The sequence below is a fragment of the Streptomyces sp. NBC_00286 genome, assembly GCF_036173125.1.
Classification (GTDB): Bacteria; Actinomycetota; Actinomycetes; order Streptomycetales; family Streptomycetaceae; genus Streptomyces.
The window spans coordinates 6,342,903-6,363,357 of record NZ_CP108054.1 but is presented as its reverse complement, the minus strand read 5'-3'; the positions used below and the strand labels follow the sequence as shown (position 1 = coordinate 6,363,357).

Sequence of the window (20,455 nt, the reverse complement as noted above, 5' to 3'; positions counted from 1 at the left end):
GCTCAGCTCTTCAGCTGCTTCCGGGAGCTGCCGCCGGAGATCTCGATCCGGCGCGGCTTGGCCTGCTCGGCCACGGGGATGCGCAGGGTCAGGACCCCGGCGTCGTACGAGGCGTCGATGCGCTCCGTGTCGAGGGTCTCGCCGAGGAAGAGCTGGCGGGTGAACGTACCGGTGGGGCGCTCCGTGACGACCGTTTCGGCGCCCTCGGGGGCGGGGGAACGGCGTTCGGCGCGTACGTTCAGCACGTTCCGTTCGACGTCCAGGTCGATCGACTCGGGGTCGATGCCGGGGAGGTCGAAGTGGACGATGAAGTCGTCACCGGACCGGTAGGCGTCCATCGGCATCGCCGCGGGGCGTGCCGAGCTGAAGACCTGCTGGGCGAGCCGGTCGAACTCGCGGAAGGGGTCGGTGCGCATGAGCATCACGGGTCGCTCCTTTCCTGCGGTGGCTGGGTGCGATGCCCTACGACTTCTTATATAACTCTCCGGAGGAAAGTTGACAAGCCCCGACTCAGTCTCGGGCTTACGACGCTCTGACCTGCAATCCCTCCATCAGTTCACGTCCACCGCCGCGCCCTGGAACGCCCTCCGGTACGCCTGCGGACTCGTACCCACCACCCTCTTGAAGCGGTCCCGGAACGCCGTCGGGGAGCCGAAACCCGCCTGCGTGGCGATCCGCTCGACGGGATGCGTGGTGTTCTCCAGCAGGTACTGGGCGCGGCGCACCCGTGCCCGGTGCAGCCACTGCAGGGGCGTCGTGCCGGTCTGTTCCCGGAAGCGGCGGTTCAGGGTGCGGGCGCTGGTGCCGGCGTGGGCAGCGATGTCGTCGAGGGTCAGGTCGCGCTCGGCGTTCTCCTCCAGCCAGCTCAGGAGGGGTTCCAGCGCGTCGCCGGCCGGGGCCGGGGGCTGCGCGTGGACGATGAACTGGGCCTGGCCGCCCTCCCGTTCGAGCGGCATGACGGCGAGGCGGGCCGCGTCCGCGGCGACGGCCGAGCCGTAGTCCTTGCGGATCATGTGCAGGCACATGTCGAGGGCGGCGGCGGAGCCCGCCGAGGTGAGGAACTGGCCGTTGTCCACGTACAGGACGTTGGCGTCGACCTCCACGTCCGGGTACATGTCCGCCAGATGCGGGGCGGCCAGCCAGTGCGTGGTCGCCCGCAGCCCGTCCAGGAGCCCGGTCGCGGCGAGGATGAACGCGCCCACGCAGACGGATGCGATCCGGGTGCCGTTCGCGGCGGCCTCGCGCAGCGCCTCCCGTACGCCGGGCGGCAGCGGGACGGTGGGGTCGGCGGTGCCGGGCAGGATGATCGTGTCGGCCTCGGCCAGCGCCTCCAGTCCGTACGGCGCCCGCAACGTGAACGAGACCGCGTGCACCGACCCGGACGACGCGACCGCGCTCACCTCCTCCTGCGGCGCGCAGACCCGCACCCGGTAGGCGTCCCGGCCGTCGGGCAGCCGGGCGCGCGCGAAGGTGTCGATCGGCGCGGAGAGGTCGAAGGGGATGACCTGATCGAGGGCGAGTACGGCCATGGTGTGCATGGCGAAAGGGTAGGCGGGGCACGGGAATTGGCCAACGGGAGGAACCGCTGCAAGCCCCTGTTCAAGGTACGTAGGCGATACAGAATCCCTGCTGATCAGCGTGCGGCGAGGTGTGGCGAGAATCCGTTGACCCCTGGCAATATCGCCACTTCTCGGTGATCCCGTACGCCGCCTACCGTCCTGGCGTGACCAAGTTCCTTCTCACCGTCCACGTCATCGCCGCGATCGTCGCCATCGGGCCCGTCACCGTGGCCGCCAGCATGTTCCCGCCCGCCGTGCGCCGGGCGCTTGCCGAGCCGGGTGACCCGCGGGCGCTGGAGACCGTACGGCTGCTGCACCGGATCTGCCGGGTGTACGCCACCGTCGGCATCGCCGTCCCCGTCTTCGGCTTCGCCACGGGCAGCAGCATGGGAGTACTGGGCGACGCCTGGCTGATCATCTCGATCGCCCTCACCACGCTCGCGGCCGCCGCCCTCATCGCCATGGTCCTGCCGCGACAAGAGGCACTCCTCGAAGCGGCGGAGCAGGGCGAGACCGCCGGGGCCGACACCGAGACGGCCGGGTCGGGCGAGGCGTCCACGGATGACGGGGCGACCACCAAAACAACCCCCGACACCCACGCCACCGCTCAACTCGCCATGTACACCGGCATCTTCAACCTGCTCTGGGCAACCGTCACCGTCCTCATGATCGTCCGCCCAGGCTCCACCACGGGAGCCTGACCCAGCCGCCCGACCCGGAGGGCCGGCTCAGCCGCGATGCCCGAGCACGTTCACGACGCGCCCGCCCGGGTCCCGTACGAAGAAGCGCCGTACGCCCCACTCCTCGTCCCGGAGGTCTCGTACGATCTCGGCGCCCGACGCGACCACCTCGGCGTACACCGCGTCGACGTCGTCGACCTCGATGCTCAGGTCGGGGACGACCGGCGCGGTGCGCTCCTCGGTGATGAAGATGAGCTGCGCGGTGGGGTTGGAAGGGGAGGCGAGAGTCATGACCCAGCCGAGATTCATGACCTCCTCGAGCCCCAACCGGCCGTAGAAATCACGGTTTTGGGCCATCGACTCCTCGGAGTCGGCCGGGAAGTCGGGGACGATCCTGCGGACGGTCATCGGCCCTGATCAGCTCCTCTCAGTTCTACGGCCCTGCTGTCCGGGCCCTCCCGCCCAGACCTCTACTGCCCAGGCCCTACGACTGTGCCCCTGAACGTCGCCCGGTACGCCCCCGGCGACACCCCCAGAGCCGTGTGGAAGTGCTGCCGGAGGGACGCGGCCGTGCCGAAGCCCGCCTCCGCCGCGATGCGGTCGACGGTGTGATCCGTCTGTTCCAGCAGTTCGCGGGCGCGGTCGACGCGGCGTTGGGTGAGCCATTGCATGGGTGTGAGGCCGGTTTCCTCGCGGAAGCGGCGGCTGTACGTGCGGACACTCATCGCGTCCTGCGCGGCCAGGTCGCGCAGAGTGAGCGGGTCGCCCAGCCTGGCCAGTGCCCAAGCACGTGACGCGGAAGTGGTCGAGTCCGTCAACTGGCCGTCCGGGACCGGGCGTTGGATGTACTGGGCCTGGCCGCCCTCCCGGTGCGGAGGTACGACGGTACGGCGGGCCACGTTCGCCGCGATGGCGGCTCCGAAATCCCGGCGGATCATGTGCAGGCACAGGTCGATGCCGGCCGCCTCGCCCGCGGAGGTCAGTACGCGGCCCTCGTCGACGTACAGGACGTCGGGGTCCACGCTCACCGCCGGGAACGTCCGCGCGAAGAGGTCCGTCGACATCCAATGCGTGGTAGCCCGCAGGCCGTCGAGGAGTCCGGCCGCGGCGAGGACGAAGGCGCCGGTGCAGATGGAGGCGATACGCGCGTCCCGAGCCCGGTCCAGCGCTTCGGCCAGCTCCGCGCTCAGGCCGCCGGGTTTCAGGTACTCGTCCTCCTCGTGCGACGACGGGACGATCACCGTGTCGGCGGTCGCGAGGGCCTCCGGGCCGTGGGGCGCGTAGATCGGGAAGTCCGCGTCCGTACGGATCATGCCGGGCGTGACGGCGCAGGTCAGGAGCGTGTAGAGCGGCCGGCCGGAGCGTGAGGTCGCGTTGCCGAACAGCTGGTGGGCCAGGCCCAGCTCCATCGGGAGGACGCCGTCCCGGACGAGGACGGCCACTCGGTGCGTTGCTGCGCTTTCTGCCACCGCCATGGCCAGATTCTTGCACATCATGGCCATCTGGCCACTCGTTGTGGCGCCCCCGAAAACGCAGGCTCGACGCCATGACCACGAACACGACCAGGACCTCGAACCGCACCCAGACCTCGCCCCGAACCCGGAACCGAACCCGGAACCGCACCCCTTGGATCGTCGCCACCGCCGCCGCCCTCGCCATCGTCACCGCCGGCGCCTTCACCACCCTCGCGGGGCTGCTCGTCGGGCCGTTGCACGAGGAGTTCGGGTGGTCGCGGGGCACGATCGGGCTCGGGACGTTCGTGAGTATGGGGTTGTACGGGGCTACGGCGCCGTTCGCGGCCGCGCTGATGGACCGGTTCGGGATGCGGCGGGTCGCGAGCACCGCTCTCGCGCTCGTCGCGGCGGGTGCCGGGCTGACCACGACCATGACCGCGTCCGGCCAATTCGTCCTGTACTGGGGCGTGTTGGTGGGGCTCGGCACGGGTGCCACGGCGACGGCGTTCGCGGCGACGGTCACCGAGCGGTGGTTCGTGGCACGGCGCGGGCTGGTCACGGGGCTGCTGACGGCGGCGAGTGTGGTGGGGCAGTTCGTGTTCCTGCCGGTGTTGTCGGAGGTGATCGACGCGCACGGCTGGCGGGCCGCCGCGCTGGCCCTGGCCGTGGCGGCGGCGGGCGCCCTGCCCCTCGTATGGCTGCTGCTGCGGGACCATCCGGCGGACGTCAACCAACCTCCGTACGGGGCACGGGAGTTCGTACCCAAGCCCGCGCCCGTGCCCGGAGCCGCCCGGCGTGCCTTCCGCGTTCTCGCCGACTCCGCGCGCACGGCGCCCTTCGGGCTTCTCGCCGGTACCTTCGCCGTCTGCGGGGCTTCCACCAACGGCGTCATGTGGACCCACTTCGCGCCCGCCGCACACGACCACGGGATGCCGGTGACCATCGCCGCCTCGCTGCTGTCGCTGATCGGGATCTTCAACGTGGCCGGTACCGTCGGCTCAGGACTCCTGACCGACCGCCTCGACGCACGCCGGCTGCTCGCCGCGTACTACGCCCTGCGCGGCCTCACCCTCCTCGCGCTGCCCCTGCTGCTCACCGCGACGGTCGGGCCGCCGATCGTCACCTTCGTCATCCTCTTCGGGCTGCTCGACGTGGCGACGGTCCCACCGACGCTGGCCCTGTGCCGCGCGCACTACGGCTCCGACGCCCCGGTCGTCTTCGGCTGGGTCAACGCCGCCCACCAACTGGGCGCCGGACTCGTCGCCTTCCTCGGCGGCGCGGCCCGGGACGCCTTCGGCTCGTACGACCTGGTGTGGGTGGCGGCGGGAGCGCTGTGCGCGATGGGCGCGCTGATGGCCCTCACGATCAGGCGGCCTGCACAGGACTGATCACCCCAGGCTAGGAGTCACCACAGGCTAGGAGCCGTACCGGAACGCCGTCCCCTGAGCCATCGCTGTCGTTGTCGTTGTCGTCGCCGTGAGCGGGCGGGCGATGTCCTCCAGGGAGCGCCGTTCGGCGCGTATCGCCAGTGCCGCCGCCACGAGGCCCGCCGCGCACATCAGGGCGGCGCCGATCTGGAAGGCGAGGACGGTGTCGGCGACGACGCCCGACTCGGTCAGCTTGGCGAAGAGCAGGGGGCCGCTGATGCCGCCGGCCGCGGTGCCGATGGCGTAGAAGAAAGCGATGGCCATGGCGCGGGTCTCCATCGGGAAGACCTCGGAGACCGTGAGGTACGCGCTGGACGCGCCCGCCGAGGCGAAGAACAGGACCACGCACCAGCAGGCCGTCAGGGTCGTCGCGCTCAGCGAGCCGCGGTCGAAGAGCCAGGCCGTGCCGAACAGCAGCAGACCGGAGAGCAGGTACGTCGACGAGATCATCACCCGGCGGCCGACGGTGTCGAAGAGCTTGCCGAGCAGGAGCGGGCCGAGGAAGTTGCCGGCCGCGATGACGGCGAAGTAGTAGCCGGTGTCGGAGGTCGAGACGTCGAAGAACGTGGTGAGGATGGCGCCGAAGCCGAAGGTGATCGCGTTGTAGAGGAACGCCTGGCCGATGAAGAGGGAGAAGCCGAGCACGGCGCGACGGCGGTACTGGGAGAAGACCGTACGGGCGATGGTGCCGAAGCCGATGCTCTCGCGCTGGCGGATGGTGATCTCCCCTGCGGGGCGCGGGAGTTCGCGGCGGCCGGTGTGCTCCTCGTACTCCTCGGCGACCTGCTCCTCAACCGACGAGACCAGCCGTTCCGCCTCCTCTTCCTTGCCGTGGATGAGCAGCCAGCGTGGGCTTTCGGGAACGTTGCGGCGGACGAGGAGGATGACCAGGCCGAGGACGACGCCGAGGGCGAAGGTGAGGCGCCAGCCGACGTTGATGGCGAACAGGTCCGTGTTCAGCGCGACGATCGACAGCAGCGAGCCGCCGATCGCGCCGAGCCAGAAGCTGCCGTTGATGATCAGGTCGACCCGGCCGCGGTAGTGGGACGGGATCAGCTCGTCGATCGCCGAGTTGATAGCCGCGTACTCGCCCCCGATGCCGAAGCCGGTGAGGAACCGGAAGCCGAAGAACCACCACGAGTGGAAGGAGACGGAGGTCAGGGCCGTGGCGCCCAGATAGACGGCCAGCGTGACCATGAACAGCTTCTTGCGGCCGAACAGGTCGGTGAGCCGGCCGAAGAACAGCGCGCCCGAGCAGGCCCCGGCGACATAGAGGGCGGCGGCGATGCCGGTGACCTGCGCGGAGGAGATCGGCAGTCCGCTGCCCTCCTCCGAGAGGCGCCCGGCGATGTTGCCGACGACGGTGACCTCGAGCCCGTCGAGGATCCATACCGTGCCGAGGCCGATCACCACCGTCCAGTGCCACCGTGACCAGGGGAGCCGATCGAGGCGGGCGGGGATGGCCGTGGTGACGGTGTTGCTGCCGGCCTGCGGCACGCTGGCGGACATGGGCTCGGGCTCCCTCCTCGTCGAGCGAACCCGGAACGGGTCCCCGAGGAGGGAGCGGTTACGCCCCCTGCACCAGGGCCTGTTGGTACCAGTGACTGTTGGCCCGTTACGCCCCCAACGCCCGCGACACCGTGTAGATGACCAGCCCCGCCAGCGAGCCCACCACCGTGCCGTTGATCCGGATGAACTGGAGGTCGCGGCCGATGTGCGCCTCGATCTTGCGGGTGGTGTGCTCGGGGTCCCAGCTCGCGACGGTGTCCGTGATGAGGGAGGTGATCTCGTCGCGGTACGTCGTCACCACGTACACCGCCGCGTCCTCGACCCAGCCGTCGATCTTCGACTGGAGGCTCGGCTCGGTGGACATCCGCTGGCCGAGCGACAGCAGCGAGGCCCGTACGCGCAGCCGCAGTTCGCTGCGCTCGTCCTCGGCGGCGGACACGATCATCTGCCGTACGGAGGACCAGGCGGAGGCGATGATGTCCTGCACCTCGCCGCGGCCGAGGACCTCGCGCTTGAGGTTCTCCACGCGTCCGCGGGTGTCGGTGTCGGACTGCAGGTCGGCGGCGAAGTCGGTGAGGAAGCGGTCGAGGGCGCCGCGGGCCGGGTGGGCGGGCATGTCGCGCATCTCGGTGACGAAACGCAGCAGTTCCTTGTAGACGCGCTCGCCGACCCGCTTGTCGACGAACCGCGGGGTCCAGCCGGGGGCGCCGCCCTGCACGGCGTCCATCACCTGGTCGTTGTGGAGGACGAGCCAGTCGTGGGCGCGTACGCAGATCAGGTCGACGGCCCGTTTGTGGCCGCCTTGCGCGACGATGCCCTCCAGCATCTTCCCGATGCGCGGGGCGATCTCCGCCGAGTCGGCCCGCCGGTTGATGGCCTCCCCGACGATGGCCTGCACATCGGAGTCGCGCAGCACCGCGAGGGCGCCCCGCAGCGCGGTGGACAGTTCCGCGGTGACCCGGTCGGCATGCTCCGGCTCGGCGAGCCAGGCGCCGAGGCGGCTGCCGATGCCGACGGCGCGCAGACGTTGTCGTACGACCTCGTGGGACAGGAAGTTCTCGCCGACGAACTCGCCCAGGGAGACGCCCAGTTGGTCCTTCTTGGTCGGGATGATCGCGGTGTGCGGAATGCGCAGTCCGAGGGGATGGCGGAACAGGGCGGTGACGGCGAACCAGTCGGCGAGCGCGCCCACCATGCCCGCCTCGGCCGCCGCCGCGACATACCCGGCCCAGGCACCGGCGCCCGCGTGGGACGCCCATTCGGCGAGTACGTAGATGACGGCGACCAGGAGCAACAGACCGGTGGCCGTGATCTTCATCCGGACGACGCCGCGGCGCTTCTCCTCGTCGGCGGCGCTGTAGTAGCCCATGGCGCGGTTACTGGTCCGGCCACCCGTCGCCCCCTTACCGGTCCGGTTAGGGGCGCGGACCGGCTGGGCACTCGGCCCTATGAGCCCGTCACGCTCGGCTTCATCCGCTTTCGTACGTTCCATCCACTCCACCGTTCGCAGAACCCGTACCCATTGTCGCTTTCCTGCGCTCCTTTCCCGCGACCGTCCCGATCGTGCTCCCCTCGGACGTGCTCCCCTCGGACTCGTCGGCGGCTTCTCGCGGCCGCCCGGCCGAACCCCTGGCCGAACCCCTGGCCGAGCCACTGACCGAACCGCTGACCGAACCGCTGACCGCTCATGGCCGGATTTCCACCGACTTCTGACTGACTTCCGATGACTCCTCCCCTCCTGACCGACTCCTGGAACGGAACAGGAGTTCCCTGCGTCTTCCGTTCGGGGGTGCGAGACAGGGCCGGGGGGCCTGTCGGTTTCCTCCCCTGCCATGCCTCATCATGAGGTGATCACACCGGAGCCTCGGGCTCCCATTGCCCATAGGAGACCTGCACCGCATGACCAAGCGTCACGGTTGTGCCCTGCTGTCGGCGATCATCGCCATGATCGTGGCCGTTTCCGCGGCCATCTACGTCGGAGTCGGCTTCGACGACGGCGCCGCCCGGGACACGCTGGCGGGCGGCCGGGGCCCGCACAACAACCCGGCGGCTCCTGCCTCCGCCGGCGTCTGGGTCGGCACCTGGTCGACCGCCCCGGCCGGTGCCGAACCGGGCACCGAGAGGCACGGCATGGCAGGCCGTTCCGTACGCAACGTCGTGCACGCGGGTGTGGGGGGCACCGCGGCGCGCGTCACCCTGTCGAACCTGTACGGACAGCAGCCGCTCACCATCACGCACGCCTCGATCGCCGTGGCCGCCACCGCGAACAACGCCGCCGCTGCCGCCGACACCATGCGCCGCCTGACCTTCGGCGGCAACCCCTCGGTGATAGTGCCGCCCGGGCAGCAGGTCGTCAGCGACGCGGCACGGCTGGTGATCCCGCACGACACGGACATCCTGGTGACCACGTACTCGCCCACACCGTCCGGGCCGGTCACCTACCACCCGACGGCGCGGCAGATCTCGTACACCGCGGAGGGCGACCGTACGGAGGACGTGACCGGAGTGCCGTACGCCGCTCAGACGCGGGCCTGGCGCTATGTGACGGCGGTGGACGTGCTGAGCAACGAGTCCGAGGGCACGGTCGTCGTGATCGGCGACTCGCTCACCGACGGCGTGACCTCCAGCATGGGCGAGAACCGGCGCTGGACCGACGCCCTCGCCGACCGCCTGCGCAACCGCGCCCGCGACGACTCGGACGGGCCCCGCTACAGCGTCGTCAACCAGGGCATCAGCGGAAACCGCCTGCTGGCCGGCGGCGGAGGCCGCCCCGCCGGCAACCCGAGCGGACTGAACCGCTTCGACCGCGACGTCCTCGGCCGCACCAACGTCAAGGCCGTAGTCATCGCCCTCGGCGTCAACGACATCCTGCGCACCCCGCACGTGACCGACGCCGACAAGATCACCACCGGCCTGCGCGAGCTGACGCAGCGGGCCCACGCCCGCGGCCTACGCGTCATCGGCGCCACCCTCATGCCCTTCCAGGGCCACCGCGGCTACCGCCCGAACCTCGAAGCCACCCGCCAGGCCGTCAACGCCCAGATCCGCTCGGGCGACATCTTCGACGACTACGTCGACTTCGACGAGGCCCTACGGGACCCGTACAACCCACGCCGCCTCAAACCCCTGTACGACTCGGGCGACCATCTGCACCCGAGCGACCGGGGCTACGAGGAGATGGCGAAGAAGTTCGACTTGGACATGCTGAAGGGGGCGGCTCCGGCGGAGCTGTGAGGCCGAGGGCTGCGCCCTGAGGCTTACTCCCGATCCCACCGGCGGCGCCGCTCGTCACGCTCATCCTGACGAGCCCGCCGCCGGTCCTCCCGCTCCTCCCGATGCTGACGCATCAACTCCCGATGCTGCTCCATCGCATCCCGGTGGATGGACCGGGCCTGGTCCAGCGCGTCCCGGTGAGCGGAGGACGCGGAGGACCGCCCCTCCAGCTCCTCCAACTCGCCCTGCTCCCCTTGGCGGCCGGCCTTCCGCTCAAGCTTCTCCTGACGCCGCTGCTCCTTGATCCGCTGGCGCTCCGCCCTGGTGAGCTTGCGTTCGGCGCTGACGCCGCCCCAGAAGGCGAAGCCCGTCACGATCACGCGCGGGGCGCCGGGATCGCCCGGTACGTACTCCGAAAGGTGATCGAAACCGCCCATGATGCCGATACCGCGGACGTCGACCTCGACGCCGGGCGGCACGATGACCTCTATGCCGCCCATGATCGCGACGCAGTTGATGACGACCTCGCGGTCCGCGAAGTCCGCCTCGCGCAGGTCGATGGTGCCGCCGCCCATGAACGCGACCGCGGTGAACCGCTTCGGCACGGTCCAGCGCCCCTTGCGCTCGAACCCCGACATGATCGCGACGCCCGCCTGGGACGAGCCCTCCCCGCCGACGATCCGGCCCGCCCAGTCACCCGACCCCTCGGGCTGCTTGACCATCGACACCGGAGAAGGCGGCGTCACCCCGGCGACGGGCAGATCGCGGGTGATCGGCGCCAATTCCCCGTATGTACGGGCCTTGTACGTCGCGTCGAGCCGTTCCTCGAACTCCTCCATGTCGAGGCGGCCCTCGGCGACGGCCTCCCTGAGCACTTCGGCGACTCGTTCACGGTCTGTGTCTGAGGCCCGCAATTCGGGGACTTCTTCGGTCATGTAACGAAGCCTACGAGGTTGCCTTCTCCGCGTACATGCGGCTGATGACGGCCTCGATGTCCGGTTCCCGAACCGACAGGTCGACCAGCGGATACTCGGCGGCGATCCGCGCGACGAGCGGTGCCGCCGACGCCGAGGCCGGGAAGGCGAGCCACTGGCGGGGCCCGTCGATCTTCACCACGCGGGCGGGATCGACCTCGATGGGCGGCAGTTCGCGTTCCAGGTCCACCACCAGGGTGCGCTCACTGTCGCCGATCTCGTGCAGCCCGGTGAGCGGGCCGTCGTACATCATGCGCCCGTGGTCGATGACCATCACGCGCGAGCAGAGCTGCTCGATGTCGGAGAGGTCGTGGGTGGTGAGCAGCACGGTCGTCGACCGTTCGTCGTTCAACTCCCGCAGGAACTCCCGCACCCTCGCCTTGCTGATCACATCGAGCCCGATCGTCGGCTCGTCGAGGTAGAGCACCTCGGGATCGTGCAGCAACGCCGCCGCGATGTCGCCGCGCATCCGCTGCCCGAGCGAGAGCTGCCGCACCGGGACGTCCAACAGAGCGCCCAGATCGAGGAGTTCGACGAGCCGGTCGAGGTTCTCGCGGTAGCGGGCGTCCGGGATCCGGTACATGCGGTGCATCAGCTTGTACGAGTCGATCAGCGGGAGGTCCCACCACAGCGTCGTACGCTGCCCGAACACCACCCCGATCCGGTGCGCGAGCCGCGTCCGCTCGCGGGACGGGTCGATGCCGGCGACGCGCAGCCGGCCGCCGCTCGGCGTGAGAATCCCCGTCAGCATCTTGATCGTCGTCGACTTGCCCGCACCGTTAGGCCCGATATAGCCGACCATCTCGCCGCGCGCCACGCTGAAGGAGATCGAGTCGACGGCCCGTACCTCATGCCGCTCCCGGCGCAGGAAGCCGGTCTTCTTGCGTACGTCGAAGACCTTCTCGACGCGGTCGAGCTCGATGAAGCCTTCGGTCACACCGTCTGTCACTGGCTATCTCCCTCTAGCTCCCTGTACTGCGGTACGAACGAAGCCCCGCCCGCCACACCAAAGCCGACACCGCGCAGCACACCCCGGCGGCGAGCGGCGACATGAACGTCACCCATGTCGGCAGGTCGAGCGGATACGGCCGCCCCAGTACGTAGGACGCGGGCAGCCAGTTGACGAAGGCGAGCGGCAGCACGAAGGTCACCCCGCGCACCAGGTCCTTCCCGAACAGCGTCGGGGGGTACTGCAGCAGCGTGGTGCCGCCGTATGTGAACGCGTTCTGCACCTGGGCGGCGTCCTGCGCCAGGAACTGGAAGGCCGCGCCCGCAACGAAGATCGCCCCGAAGATCACCGCGCCGCTGACCAGCATCACCGGCACCAGCAACACCTTCGGCGCGGTCCAGTCGACGTCGACGGCGAACAGCGCCCAGCCCAGCACCAGCGACCCCTGGATGATCCGGCCGAACCGGCGCAGCGGGAACTGGTCCGCGGCGACCTGCGCGAGCACCGGAACGGGACGTACCAGCATCGTGTCGAACGACCCGTCGCGTATCCGGGCGCCCAGGACCTCCGACGAGCCGAGCAGCAGGTCCGTGATCCCGAACCCCGTCACGGAGAGGCCGTACAGGAAGGCCACCTCGGGCAGTGTCCAGCCGCCGAGCGAGTCGACCTGCGAGAACATCAGCAGGATCCCGACGAAGTCCAGCCCGGACAGCAGCAGGTTGCCGACGACCGTGACGACGAAGGACGCGCGATACGTCATACCGGCCCGGATCCACATCCCGGCGATCAGCACGTAGGCCCGCAGACCGTCCGCGACCCTGGAGCCGGCCGTGGATGCCGGTGTGGATGCCGCCATGGATGCCGTAGCGGCAGCGACCGTGGAGTTCTCACCCACCCTGCACCACCACCCTCCGCGTAGCCGCCGACTGCAACAGCCGCCCCGCCGCCAGCAGCGCCACCCCCCACACCGCCTGGAACACGTACGCCCCGAGCGCGTCCGCCTCCCCCATCAGCACATCCGCCGGCATCTGCAGCTGCGCCGCCCACGGCAACGCCTGGACCACGTCGCCGAGCGCGCCCGGGAAGGCGTTCAGCGGCAGGGTCATGCCCGAGCAGAAGATGCCCGTGACCATCAGGGCCTGCGTGACGCCCCTGCCGTCCATCAGCCAGAACACGCTCAACGCCGCCAGATAGCGGATCCCGAAGCTGACGACCGCCGCCAGCAGCAGCGCGACCAGGAACGCCGCCCAAGTGCCGAAGTCCCTCGGCAGGGCCATCGGGAAGAACAGCGCACCGAAGACGAACGGGATCACACCCCGCCCTAAGAACTGGAACAGCATCCGCCCCAAGTCACTTGCCAGCCACCACAGTTGGAGATCGGCCGGCCGGTACAGATCGATCGCGATCGCACCGGTGCGGATGCGCTCCATCAGCTCGATCTCGAAGCCCCCGCTCTGGATGGCCAGCGCCGCGAACAGCGCCTGCCCCAGCCACACATAGGTCACGGCCTGCGCCTGGTCGTACCCGCCGAGATCCGGCCGCTCGTCCCACAGCGCCAGATATGTGTAGACGAGGATCACGCCGAAGACGGTGTTGGTGAACACCCCCGCCGCAGTGGCCACCCGATACGTCGCGTACCGCCTGAAACTCCCCACCACGACGGCCGCGTACAACCGCCCCGCGCCCACGACCACACCCCTCCCGCGCGCCCACCCGCGCACCCGCCCGCCAGACACCGAAGCGCAGGAGCCTAGTCCCAGGGCCGTACCCCGTGCCACGCATTTTCTGTGACCAAACCGTGCGCCTCGTGCCGGGAACGCAACGCACGGTGCAAGAGTCTTCAACAGCGGGCAACAGATAGCTAACGATGGCGTACAGGCACGTACGCCGCGAAACGGGAGTCCGGCACCACATGAACGACCAGCCACAGCCGCAGCCTGAGCCGCAGCCGCCGAGCACCGCGCGCCCGCGGCGGCGCACCGGCTGGCGCCGGCTGCTCCCGACCTGGCGGATGGTGCTCAGCACCTTCGTCGGCGCACTCCTGCTGCTCATCGGGCTGTTCGCGCTCGGCTACTTCCTCGTCGAGATCCCCGAGGCGAACGCGGCGGCGACGAAGCAGAGCAACGTCTACCTGTACGCGGACGGCAGCCGCCTCGCCCGCGACGGCGAGGTCAACCGGGAGAACGTCAGCCTCGCCCAGATCTCCAAGGACACCCAGCACGCCGTACTCGCCGCCGAGGACCGGGACTTCTACTCCGAGTCCGCCGTCGACCCCCAGGCCATGATCCGCGCCGCCTGGAACACCGTCACCGGCAAGGGAAAACAGTCCGGCTCGACGATCACCCAGCAGTACGTCAAGAACTACTACCTGGCGCAGGAGCAGACGGTCACCCGGAAGATCAAGGAATTCTTCATCTCCATCAAGCTCGACCGCGAGGTCAGCAAGGACGAGATCCTCGAGGGCTACCTGAACACCAGCTTCTTCGGCCGCAACGCCTACGGCATCCAGGCCGCCGCCCAGGCCTACTACGACGTCGACGCCAAGGACCTCACGGCCGCCCAGGGCGCGTACCTCGCCTCACTCCTCAACGCCCCCAGCGCGTACGACGTGACCGCGCACCCCGAGAACAAACCGGCGGTCGTGGACCGCTGGACCTACGTACTCGACGGCATGGTCAAGAAGAAGTGGCTGACCCCCTTGGAGCGGGCCGGACTGGAGTTCCCGACGCCCAAGGAAGCCAAGGGCTCCGCGGGCCTCTCCGGGCAGCGCGGCTACCTCGTACAGGCCGTCAAGGACTACCTCATCGGCGGCGAGATCATCGACGAGGAAACCCTCGCCACCGGCGGCTTCCGCATCACCACCACCATCCAGAAGGACAAGCAGAACGCCTTCGCCAAAGCCGTCGACGACCAGGTGATGGACCAGCTCGACAAGAAGAACCGCAAGATCGACCGCAACGTCCGCGCCGGCGGCGTCTCCATCGACCCGGCCACCGGCAAGGTCGTCGCGATGTACGGCGGCATCGACTACACCAAGCAATACGTCAACAACGCCACCCGCCGCGACTACCAAGTCGGCTCCACCTTCAAGCCGTTCGTGTTCACCGCCGCCGTACAGCACGGCTCCACCACCCAGGACGGCCGCCTCATCACCCCCAACACCATCTACGACGGCACCAGCGAGCGGCCCGTCGAAGGCTGGCAAGGCGGCCGGTACGCACCCGAGAACGAGGACCACACCTCGTACGGCCAGATCCCCGTCCGCGAAGCCACCGACAAGTCCGTCAACGCCGTGTACGCACAGATGGCCGTCGACGTCGGCCCCGACAACGTCGTACAGACCGCAGTCGACCTGGGCATCCCGGCCTCCACCCCCGACCTGACGGCCTCCCCCTCCATCGCCCTCGGCCCGGCCACCGCAAGCGTCCTCGACATGGCCGAGGCCTACGCCACCCTCGCCAACCACGGCAAACACGGCCGGTACTCACTCGTCTCCGACATCACCAAGGACGGCACCGAGAACGCCGTCACCCTGCCCTCCCGCGCCACGGGCGTACGGCAGGCCGTCAGCCGCGAGGCCGCCGACACCACGACAGAGGTCCTACGAGGCGTCGTCGAGGGCGGCACCGCCACCGCCGCCCAGGCCGCGGGCCGCCCCGCCGCAGGCAAGACCGGCACCGCGGAGGAGGACAAGGCGGCCTGGTTCGCCGGCTACACCCCCGACCTCGCCACCGTCGTCGCCATCATGGGCCAGAACCCGAAAACAGGCGCCCACACCCCGCTGTACGGAGCCCTCGGCCAGGCCCGCATCAACGGCGGCGGCTACCCCGCGCAGATCTGGGCCCAGTACACCCAGGACGCGCTCGAAGGCACGGAGGTCAAGGACTTCGACCTCCAAGTCCAAGAGGGCGCGGACGAGGAGGAGTTCCCGCCGGAGGACCCCTGGGAGGACCCGCCCTGGGACGAGGGCGAGGAGGACGACGGCGGCACGACGGACGGCATGGACGGCCCCGGCGGACCGGGCGGCTCAGACGGCGGAAACGGCGAGGACGGCGGCACGACCACCGGCGGCGAGGAAACCCCCATCGAGCCACCGTCCCCGACGGCCCCGGACCAGCCGAGCGGCGGCACGACGACCGACGGCGGCACGGCGTCCACGGGCGGAACGGACGGAGGAACGCCGACGGTCGGCGGCACGACGGACGGAGGTACGGGGTCGACGGGCGGCGACACGTCTACGGGAGGCGGCGGGGTCACGTCGGGCAGGACGGATGGAGGCGTGACGTTCACGAGGTCCGGATAGCCGCGGGGCCCATGGCTGCTTACGGACCTACGAGCCTACGGGCCTACGGGCCTACGGGCCGGCTAGAGGTACAACCCCGTCGAGTCCTCGGACCCCTCGAACCGATCCGCCGCCACCGCATGCAGATCCCGCTCGCGCATCAGCACATACGGCACGCCGCGCACCTCGACCTCGGCGCGGTCCTCCGGGTCGAACAGGACACGGTCGCCCGGCTCCACGGCCCGTACGTTCTGCCCGACCGCGACGACCTCGGCCCAGGCGAGCCGACGGCCCACCGCCGCGGTCGCCGGAATCAGGATGCCGCCACCGGAACGGCGCTCGCCCTCGCTGGTGTCCTGCCGCACGAGCACACGATCGTGCAGCATCCGGATGGGCAACTTGTCGTGATGGGTTTTCGCACTCACGCCCTTGAACCTACCTGGCTTTGCGGGGGCCGTACGCGGGAGGGGGCGGGCGGACCGTACGCGGGCGGGGTTCGGCGAACGACACGGGCGGATCCGGCGGCCCGTACGCGCGAGGGGTCCGGCGGCCCGTACGCGGGAGTGGCCGGGCGGACCGTACGCGGGAGGAACCGGCGCCCTCTACGCGGGAGGGGTCCGGAGGCCCATACGCGGGCGGGATCCGGCGGCGTTAGGCGGGAAAGATCAGCCGGCGTTCAGCGCTTGCGGCGCCGGGAGCCCGAGGAACCTCGGCGAGAGCCGACGGCGGTACCGCGCCGGGAACCCACGGCGAGCAGCCCGACGACCCCGACCACCACCAGCGCCACCGGCACGATGCGCTCGAGCCGCGGCGCGCCCTCATCGTTCACCAGCTGGCCCCGCACATCGCTGACCATGCGGTTCACGCCGACGTAGGCGCGGCCGAGGGTGTGGTCGATGTTCGAGACGACCCTGGCTTTCGCGTCGCCGACGATCGTCTTCGGGTGCACCCGCGCGCCGATCTCGTCGAGCGTCTCGGCGAGGGTCTCGCGGCGGCGCTTGATGTCCGCCTCGATCTGCGCCGGAGTTCTGCTGTCCGGCGTGCTCGACGTTTCCGACACCGCGCTGCCTCCAAGGTCGTATGTGGTCATCTGTCCTGGCCGACAGTCTGTCAGCTCCGCTCACCGGACACCCCCCGGGCACCCCCATTACGCTCGGGTCCGTACCCACCACCCCGCAAGGAGACCGAACCGAGATGAGCGAGCGACTCCAGCCCGGCGACACCGCCCCCGCCTTCACCCTGCCCGACGCCGACGGCAACGAGGTCTCCCTGGCCGACCACAAGGGCCGCAAGGTCATCGTCTACTTCTACCCCGCCGCCCTCACCCCCGGCTGCACCAAGCAGGCCTGCGACTTCACGGACAACCTCGACGCCCTGGCATCCGCCGGCTACGACGTCATCGGCATCTCCCCCGACAAGCCGGAGAAGCTGGCCAAGTTCCGCGAAAAGGAATCCCTCAAGGTCACCTTGGCCGGCGACCCCGACAAGAAGATCATCGAGTCCTACGGCGCCTACGGCGAAAAGAAGAACTACGGCAAGACGTACATGGGCGTCATCCGCTCCACGGTGATCGTGGACGAGGAGGGCAAGGTCGAGCGGGCGCTGTACAACGTGCGAGCGGCCGGCCATGTCGCCAAGATCATCAAGGACTTGGGGATCTGAGCCGCGGACCTCTTCCCGCACGAGCGGCCCCCCGCACATGGTGCCGAAGGAGACGGCCAGCGCCTGAACCAGAAGCTGCCGCAGCACCACAGCTGCCAGCCCGCTACGATGACTGGCGGCTAGCGGCCGTTGCTGAATCGGTATAAGCGAGGGTTTTAGGTGCCCTTGGGAGAAATCCCATGTGGGTTCGAGTCCCACCGGCCGCACGTAAACGAAGGGCGCGCACCACCCGGTGCCGCGCCCTTCGGCGTACTCACCCGACAGGCGTCAGTCCACCAGCTCCCGCAACACCGGCACCAGCCCCCGAAACGCCTTCCCCCGGTGACTGATCTCGTTCTTCTCCTCGGGGGACATCTCCGCGCACGTCCGCGTGTCCCCGTCCGGCTGCAGGATCGGGTCGTAGCCGAAGCCGTGGGTGCCTGCCGGTTCGTGGCGGAGGGTGCCTCGGAGTCGGCCCTCGACCACGCGTTCCGTTCCGTCCGGGAGGGCGAGGGCTGCGGCGCAGGTGAAGTGGGCGGCGCGGTGCGGGTCGGGGATGTCGCTGAGCTGGTCGAGGAGGAGGGTGAGGTTGGCGCGGTCGTCGCCGTGGGAGCCTGACCAGCGGGCGGAGAAGATGCCGGGGGCGCCGCCGAGTACGTCGACGCAGAGGCCTGAGTCGTCGGCGACGGCGGGGTGGCCGGTGGCCTGGGCGAGGGCGTGGGCCTTGAGGAGGGCGTTCTCGGCGAAGGTGACGCCGGTTTCCTTGACGTCGGGGACGTCGGGGTAGGCGTCCGCGCAGACCAGGTCGTAGTGGAGGTCGGCGGCGGCGAGGATCGCCTTGAGCTCGGTGAGCTTTCCGTGGTTGCGGGTGGCGAGGATCAGGCGGGTCATGGCTCTCACAGTAGTCAGGTCATGAGTGGGGGGCGCTCCTCTCGTTCAGGGCGCCCCCCAGTTCCGTAACCCTGGGATCTTCTACGAGGTGCAGACCTTCGTCAGTTCGCCTGCGGCGTCCGTGACCGGGCTGATGTCCGGTGTCTCGTCGCCGTTCTTGATGGATTCGCGGACGTTGGTGACGGCGGTCTGGAGGTCGTCGACGGCCTTGTTGACGTCGGTGTCCTCGGTTTTGTCGCCGATTTCGTTGAGGTTCTTGTCGATGGAGTCGAGTGCTTCGTCGGTCTGCGTGGGGTCGTTCGCCGCGTTTTCGACGGCCTGCTGGAGTTCGGTGACGCTGTCGGCGATGGCGTCGGCGGTCCTGGCGCAGTCCAGCGCCTTGTTGACGGCGTCGCAGCCGGTGGTGAGTCCGGCGGTCAGCGCGACGGCTGCCACTGCGGAGGCGATGGTGATACTGCGACGTCGCGGGCGTCGGCTCGCGGCCATGGAACGGTCCTCCCGTTGCTTTGCGGGCCTAGGGGGCCCCGTGTGGTGCGGCGGGGCGTGCGGCGGTGTGCCGTACGCCCGTACTGGTAGGGACGCGGAGACCGCTGCCGTGGTTGCCCGCGTTGCGCGGCCCCTGTCGGTGCGGAATTGACGCGTCCTTTACCTTTCGAGGACCGTATCAAGTGCCTTGCGCTGTACGACAGCGAGTTCTTCGCAGCCTGAAACGGCAAGGTCGAGCAGGGAGTTGAGTTCTTCGCGGGCGAAGGGTTCGGCTTCCGCGGTGCCCTGGACTTCGACGAAGCGTCCGTCGCCGGTGCAGACGACGTTCATGTCGGTGTCGGCGCGTACGTCTTCTTCGTAGCAGAGGTCGAGGAGGGGTACGCCGCCGACGATGCCGACGGATACGGCGCTGACCGTGCCGGTGATGGGCTGGCGGCTGGCCCTGATGAGCTTTTTGGTGCGGGCCCAGGAGATGGCGTCGGCGAGGGCGACGTAGGCGCCGGTGATGGCGGCGGTGCGGGTGCCGCCGTCGGCCTGGAGTACGTCGCAGTCGAGGACGATGGTGTTCTCGCCGAGTTGCTTGTAGTCGATGACGGCGCGCAGGGAGCGGCCGATGAGTCGGCTGATCTCGTGCGTACGGCCGCCGATCTTGCCGCGTACGGATTCGCGGTCGCCGCGGGTGTTGGTGGCGCGGGGCAGCATGGAGTACTCGGCGGTGACCCAGCCTTCGCCGCTGCCTTTGCGCCAGCGCGGGACGCCTTCGGTGACGGAGGCGGTGCAGAAGACCTTGGTGTCGCCGAAGGAGATGAGGACGGAGCCTTCGGCGTGCTTGCTCCAGCCGCGCTCGATGGTGATGGGGCGTAGCTGCTCGGGCGTGCGGCCGTCGATTCGTGACATGGCGATGAGCCTAGTCGCAGATGGTGGAGGGACCTCCTCCGGTAACGGAGACGGTCCCTCGGCGGGGCCCGCGGGCCGGCATCGGGCGCTGCCCGAGGGGACGGTGAGCCCGCCGGGGGGGTGGGCTCGGCGGTTTCGTTGGAGTCGGCGGGTCGGGTGTGCCCGGCGGATCCGGTGAGCCGTCACGGTTGGGCAAGCCCGGCGGGCCCACTGATGCGGCGAGCTCCGCTGAGCCCGGCGGACCTGCGATAGACGTGGTTCGATTCGGCAAGCCCGGCGAATGCGGTCGGCTCGGCGGGTTCGGTGAGCCCGGTCTCCGGCGAACCAGCGGATTCGGTAAGCCCCACGGATTCGACAGGCCCGGCAGTCCCCTGATTCCGGCCTGGCCGGGTGATCCCGGCGGGCCTACAGAACCCAGCGGGCCTGCCGAATCCGGCGGGCCTGCCGAACTCAGCGGGCCGGCTGATCCCGGCGAGGCACGCTGAGCCCGGCG

At 69.7% G+C, this 20,455-nt stretch carries 21 protein-coding genes and 1 tRNA gene; 7 read left to right on the top strand and 15 right to left on the bottom strand.

Annotated features, from left to right (window positions below):
- Positions 1 to 2 precede the first annotated feature (2 nt).
- Together OHT21_RS29355 and OHT21_RS29350 are read right to left on the bottom strand one after the other, a co-directional pair.
- Positions 3 to 422: an Hsp20/alpha crystallin family protein gene (locus OHT21_RS29355; protein ID WP_328774263.1), complete on the bottom strand. Its 420-nt coding sequence runs from the start codon at positions 420 to 422 to the stop codon at positions 3 to 5.
- Positions 423 to 551: 129 nt separating this feature from the next.
- Entirely contained in the window at positions 552 to 1,538 is a 987-nt protein-coding gene (locus OHT21_RS29350) for a GlxA family transcriptional regulator (protein ID WP_328771288.1), read from the bottom strand.
- Between the two features lie 185 nt (positions 1,539 to 1,723).
- On the opposite strand from OHT21_RS29350, the gene OHT21_RS29345 reads away from it, so the two are divergent.
- Positions 1,724 to 2,260, top strand: a complete 537-nt coding sequence (locus OHT21_RS29345; RefSeq protein ID WP_328771287.1) for a DUF2269 family protein — start codon at positions 1,724 to 1,726, stop codon at positions 2,258 to 2,260.
- A 27-nt stretch (positions 2,261 to 2,287) separates the two neighbouring features.
- On the opposite strand, the gene OHT21_RS29340 is transcribed toward OHT21_RS29345, so the two are convergent.
- Together OHT21_RS29340 and OHT21_RS29335 are read right to left on the bottom strand one after the other, a co-directional pair.
- Positions 2,288 to 2,647, bottom strand: coding sequence for a VOC family protein (locus OHT21_RS29340; protein ID WP_328771286.1), 360 nt, complete (start codon positions 2,645 to 2,647; stop codon positions 2,288 to 2,290).
- Positions 2,648 to 2,709: 62 nt separating this feature from the next.
- Positions 2,710 to 3,714 carry a GlxA family transcriptional regulator gene (locus OHT21_RS29335; protein WP_328771285.1) on the bottom strand — a complete coding sequence of 335 codons (1,005 nt, stop codon included), beginning with the start codon at positions 3,712 to 3,714 and terminating at the stop codon, positions 2,710 to 2,712.
- Between the two features lie 71 nt (positions 3,715 to 3,785).
- Here OHT21_RS29335 and OHT21_RS29330 point away from each other — a divergent pair, with 71 nt between their 5' ends.
- Positions 3,786 to 5,081 carry an MFS transporter gene (locus OHT21_RS29330; protein ID WP_328771284.1) on the top strand — a complete coding sequence of 432 codons (1,296 nt, stop codon included), beginning with the start codon at positions 3,786 to 3,788 and terminating at the stop codon, positions 5,079 to 5,081.
- Between the two features lie 27 nt (positions 5,082 to 5,108).
- On the opposite strand, the gene OHT21_RS29325 is transcribed toward OHT21_RS29330, so the two are convergent.
- A complete protein-coding gene (locus tag OHT21_RS29325; protein ID WP_328771283.1) occupies positions 5,109 to 6,629 on the bottom strand; it encodes an MFS transporter in 1,521 nt (506 codons plus the stop codon).
- Between the two features lie 106 nt (positions 6,630 to 6,735).
- The gene (locus tag OHT21_RS29320) at positions 6,736 to 8,121 is read right to left on the bottom strand and encodes a DUF445 domain-containing protein (protein ID WP_328771282.1); all 1,386 of its coding nucleotides are present in this window, start codon (positions 8,119 to 8,121) and stop codon (positions 6,736 to 6,738) included.
- Between the two features lie 71 nt (positions 8,122 to 8,192).
- Between OHT21_RS29320 and OHT21_RS29315 the strand changes: the two genes are divergently transcribed.
- A complete protein-coding gene (locus OHT21_RS29315) occupies positions 8,193 to 8,342 on the top strand; it encodes a hypothetical protein (protein WP_328771281.1) in 150 nt (49 codons plus the stop codon).
- A gap of 186 nt (positions 8,343 to 8,528) precedes the next feature.
- On the top strand, positions 8,529 to 9,863 hold the full coding sequence (locus tag OHT21_RS29310) for an SGNH/GDSL hydrolase family protein (protein WP_328771280.1): 1,335 nt from the start codon (positions 8,529 to 8,531) through the stop codon (positions 9,861 to 9,863).
- 23 nt (positions 9,864 to 9,886) lie between these two features.
- Here the strand turns inward: OHT21_RS29310 and OHT21_RS29305 are convergent, their stop codons facing one another.
- The 4 genes from OHT21_RS29305 to OHT21_RS29290 are packed head-to-tail and all read right to left on the bottom strand — an operon-like array spanning position 9,887 to position 13,453.
- A complete protein-coding gene (locus OHT21_RS29305; RefSeq protein ID WP_328771279.1) occupies positions 9,887 to 10,777 on the bottom strand; it encodes a DUF1707 SHOCT-like domain-containing protein in 891 nt (296 codons plus the stop codon).
- 10 nt (positions 10,778 to 10,787) lie between these two features.
- Entirely contained in the window at positions 10,788 to 11,765 is a 978-nt protein-coding gene (locus OHT21_RS29300) for an ABC transporter ATP-binding protein (protein ID WP_328771278.1), read from the bottom strand.
- Between the two features lie 13 nt (positions 11,766 to 11,778).
- Positions 11,779 to 12,621, bottom strand: coding sequence for an ABC transporter permease (locus tag OHT21_RS29295; RefSeq protein WP_328774262.1), 843 nt, complete (start codon positions 12,619 to 12,621; stop codon positions 11,779 to 11,781).
- A 31-nt stretch (positions 12,622 to 12,652) separates the two neighbouring features.
- Positions 12,653 to 13,453, bottom strand: coding sequence for an ABC transporter permease (locus OHT21_RS29290; RefSeq protein ID WP_328771277.1), 801 nt, complete (start codon positions 13,451 to 13,453; stop codon positions 12,653 to 12,655).
- A 224-nt stretch (positions 13,454 to 13,677) separates the two neighbouring features.
- Between OHT21_RS29290 and OHT21_RS29285 the strand changes: the two genes are divergently transcribed.
- On the top strand, positions 13,678 to 16,068 hold the full coding sequence (locus OHT21_RS29285) for a transglycosylase domain-containing protein (RefSeq protein WP_328771276.1): 2,391 nt from the start codon (positions 13,678 to 13,680) through the stop codon (positions 16,066 to 16,068).
- A gap of 62 nt (positions 16,069 to 16,130) precedes the next feature.
- Here the strand turns inward: OHT21_RS29285 and OHT21_RS29280 are convergent, their stop codons facing one another.
- On the bottom strand, positions 16,131 to 16,433 hold the full coding sequence (locus OHT21_RS29280; protein ID WP_328774261.1) for a GroES family chaperonin: 303 nt from the start codon (positions 16,431 to 16,433) through the stop codon (positions 16,131 to 16,133).
- 290 nt (positions 16,434 to 16,723) lie between these two features.
- Positions 16,724 to 17,137, bottom strand: a complete 414-nt coding sequence (locus tag OHT21_RS29275; RefSeq protein ID WP_328771275.1) for a DUF3618 domain-containing protein — start codon at positions 17,135 to 17,137, stop codon at positions 16,724 to 16,726.
- Between the two features lie 104 nt (positions 17,138 to 17,241).
- On the opposite strand from OHT21_RS29275, the gene bcp reads away from it, so the two are divergent.
- Together bcp and OHT21_RS29265 are read left to right on the top strand one after the other, a co-directional pair.
- Complete coding sequence (gene bcp, locus OHT21_RS29270; protein ID WP_328771274.1) at positions 17,242 to 17,709, top strand: thioredoxin-dependent thiol peroxidase; 468 nt, start codon at positions 17,242 to 17,244, stop codon at positions 17,707 to 17,709.
- A gap of 122 nt (positions 17,710 to 17,831) precedes the next feature.
- Positions 17,832 to 17,915 (top strand) — tRNA-Leu (locus OHT21_RS29265).
- Positions 17,916 to 17,976: 61 nt separating this feature from the next.
- Here the strand turns inward: OHT21_RS29265 and rdgB are convergent.
- The 3 genes from rdgB to rph all read right to left on the bottom strand — a co-directional run bounded on the left by rdgB (position 17,977) and on the right by rph (position 19,962).
- Positions 17,977 to 18,579 (bottom strand): RdgB/HAM1 family non-canonical purine NTP pyrophosphatase, encoded by a 603-nt coding sequence (rdgB, locus tag OHT21_RS29260; protein ID WP_328771273.1) that lies wholly within the window; start codon positions 18,577 to 18,579, stop codon positions 17,977 to 17,979.
- 81 nt (positions 18,580 to 18,660) lie between these two features.
- Positions 18,661 to 19,065, bottom strand: a complete 405-nt coding sequence (locus OHT21_RS29255) for a hypothetical protein (protein ID WP_328771272.1) — start codon at positions 19,063 to 19,065, stop codon at positions 18,661 to 18,663.
- A gap of 159 nt (positions 19,066 to 19,224) precedes the next feature.
- Positions 19,225 to 19,962: a ribonuclease PH gene (gene rph, locus OHT21_RS29250; protein WP_328771271.1), complete on the bottom strand. Its 738-nt coding sequence runs from the start codon at positions 19,960 to 19,962 to the stop codon at positions 19,225 to 19,227.
- Positions 19,963 to 20,455: the final 493 nt, after the last annotated feature.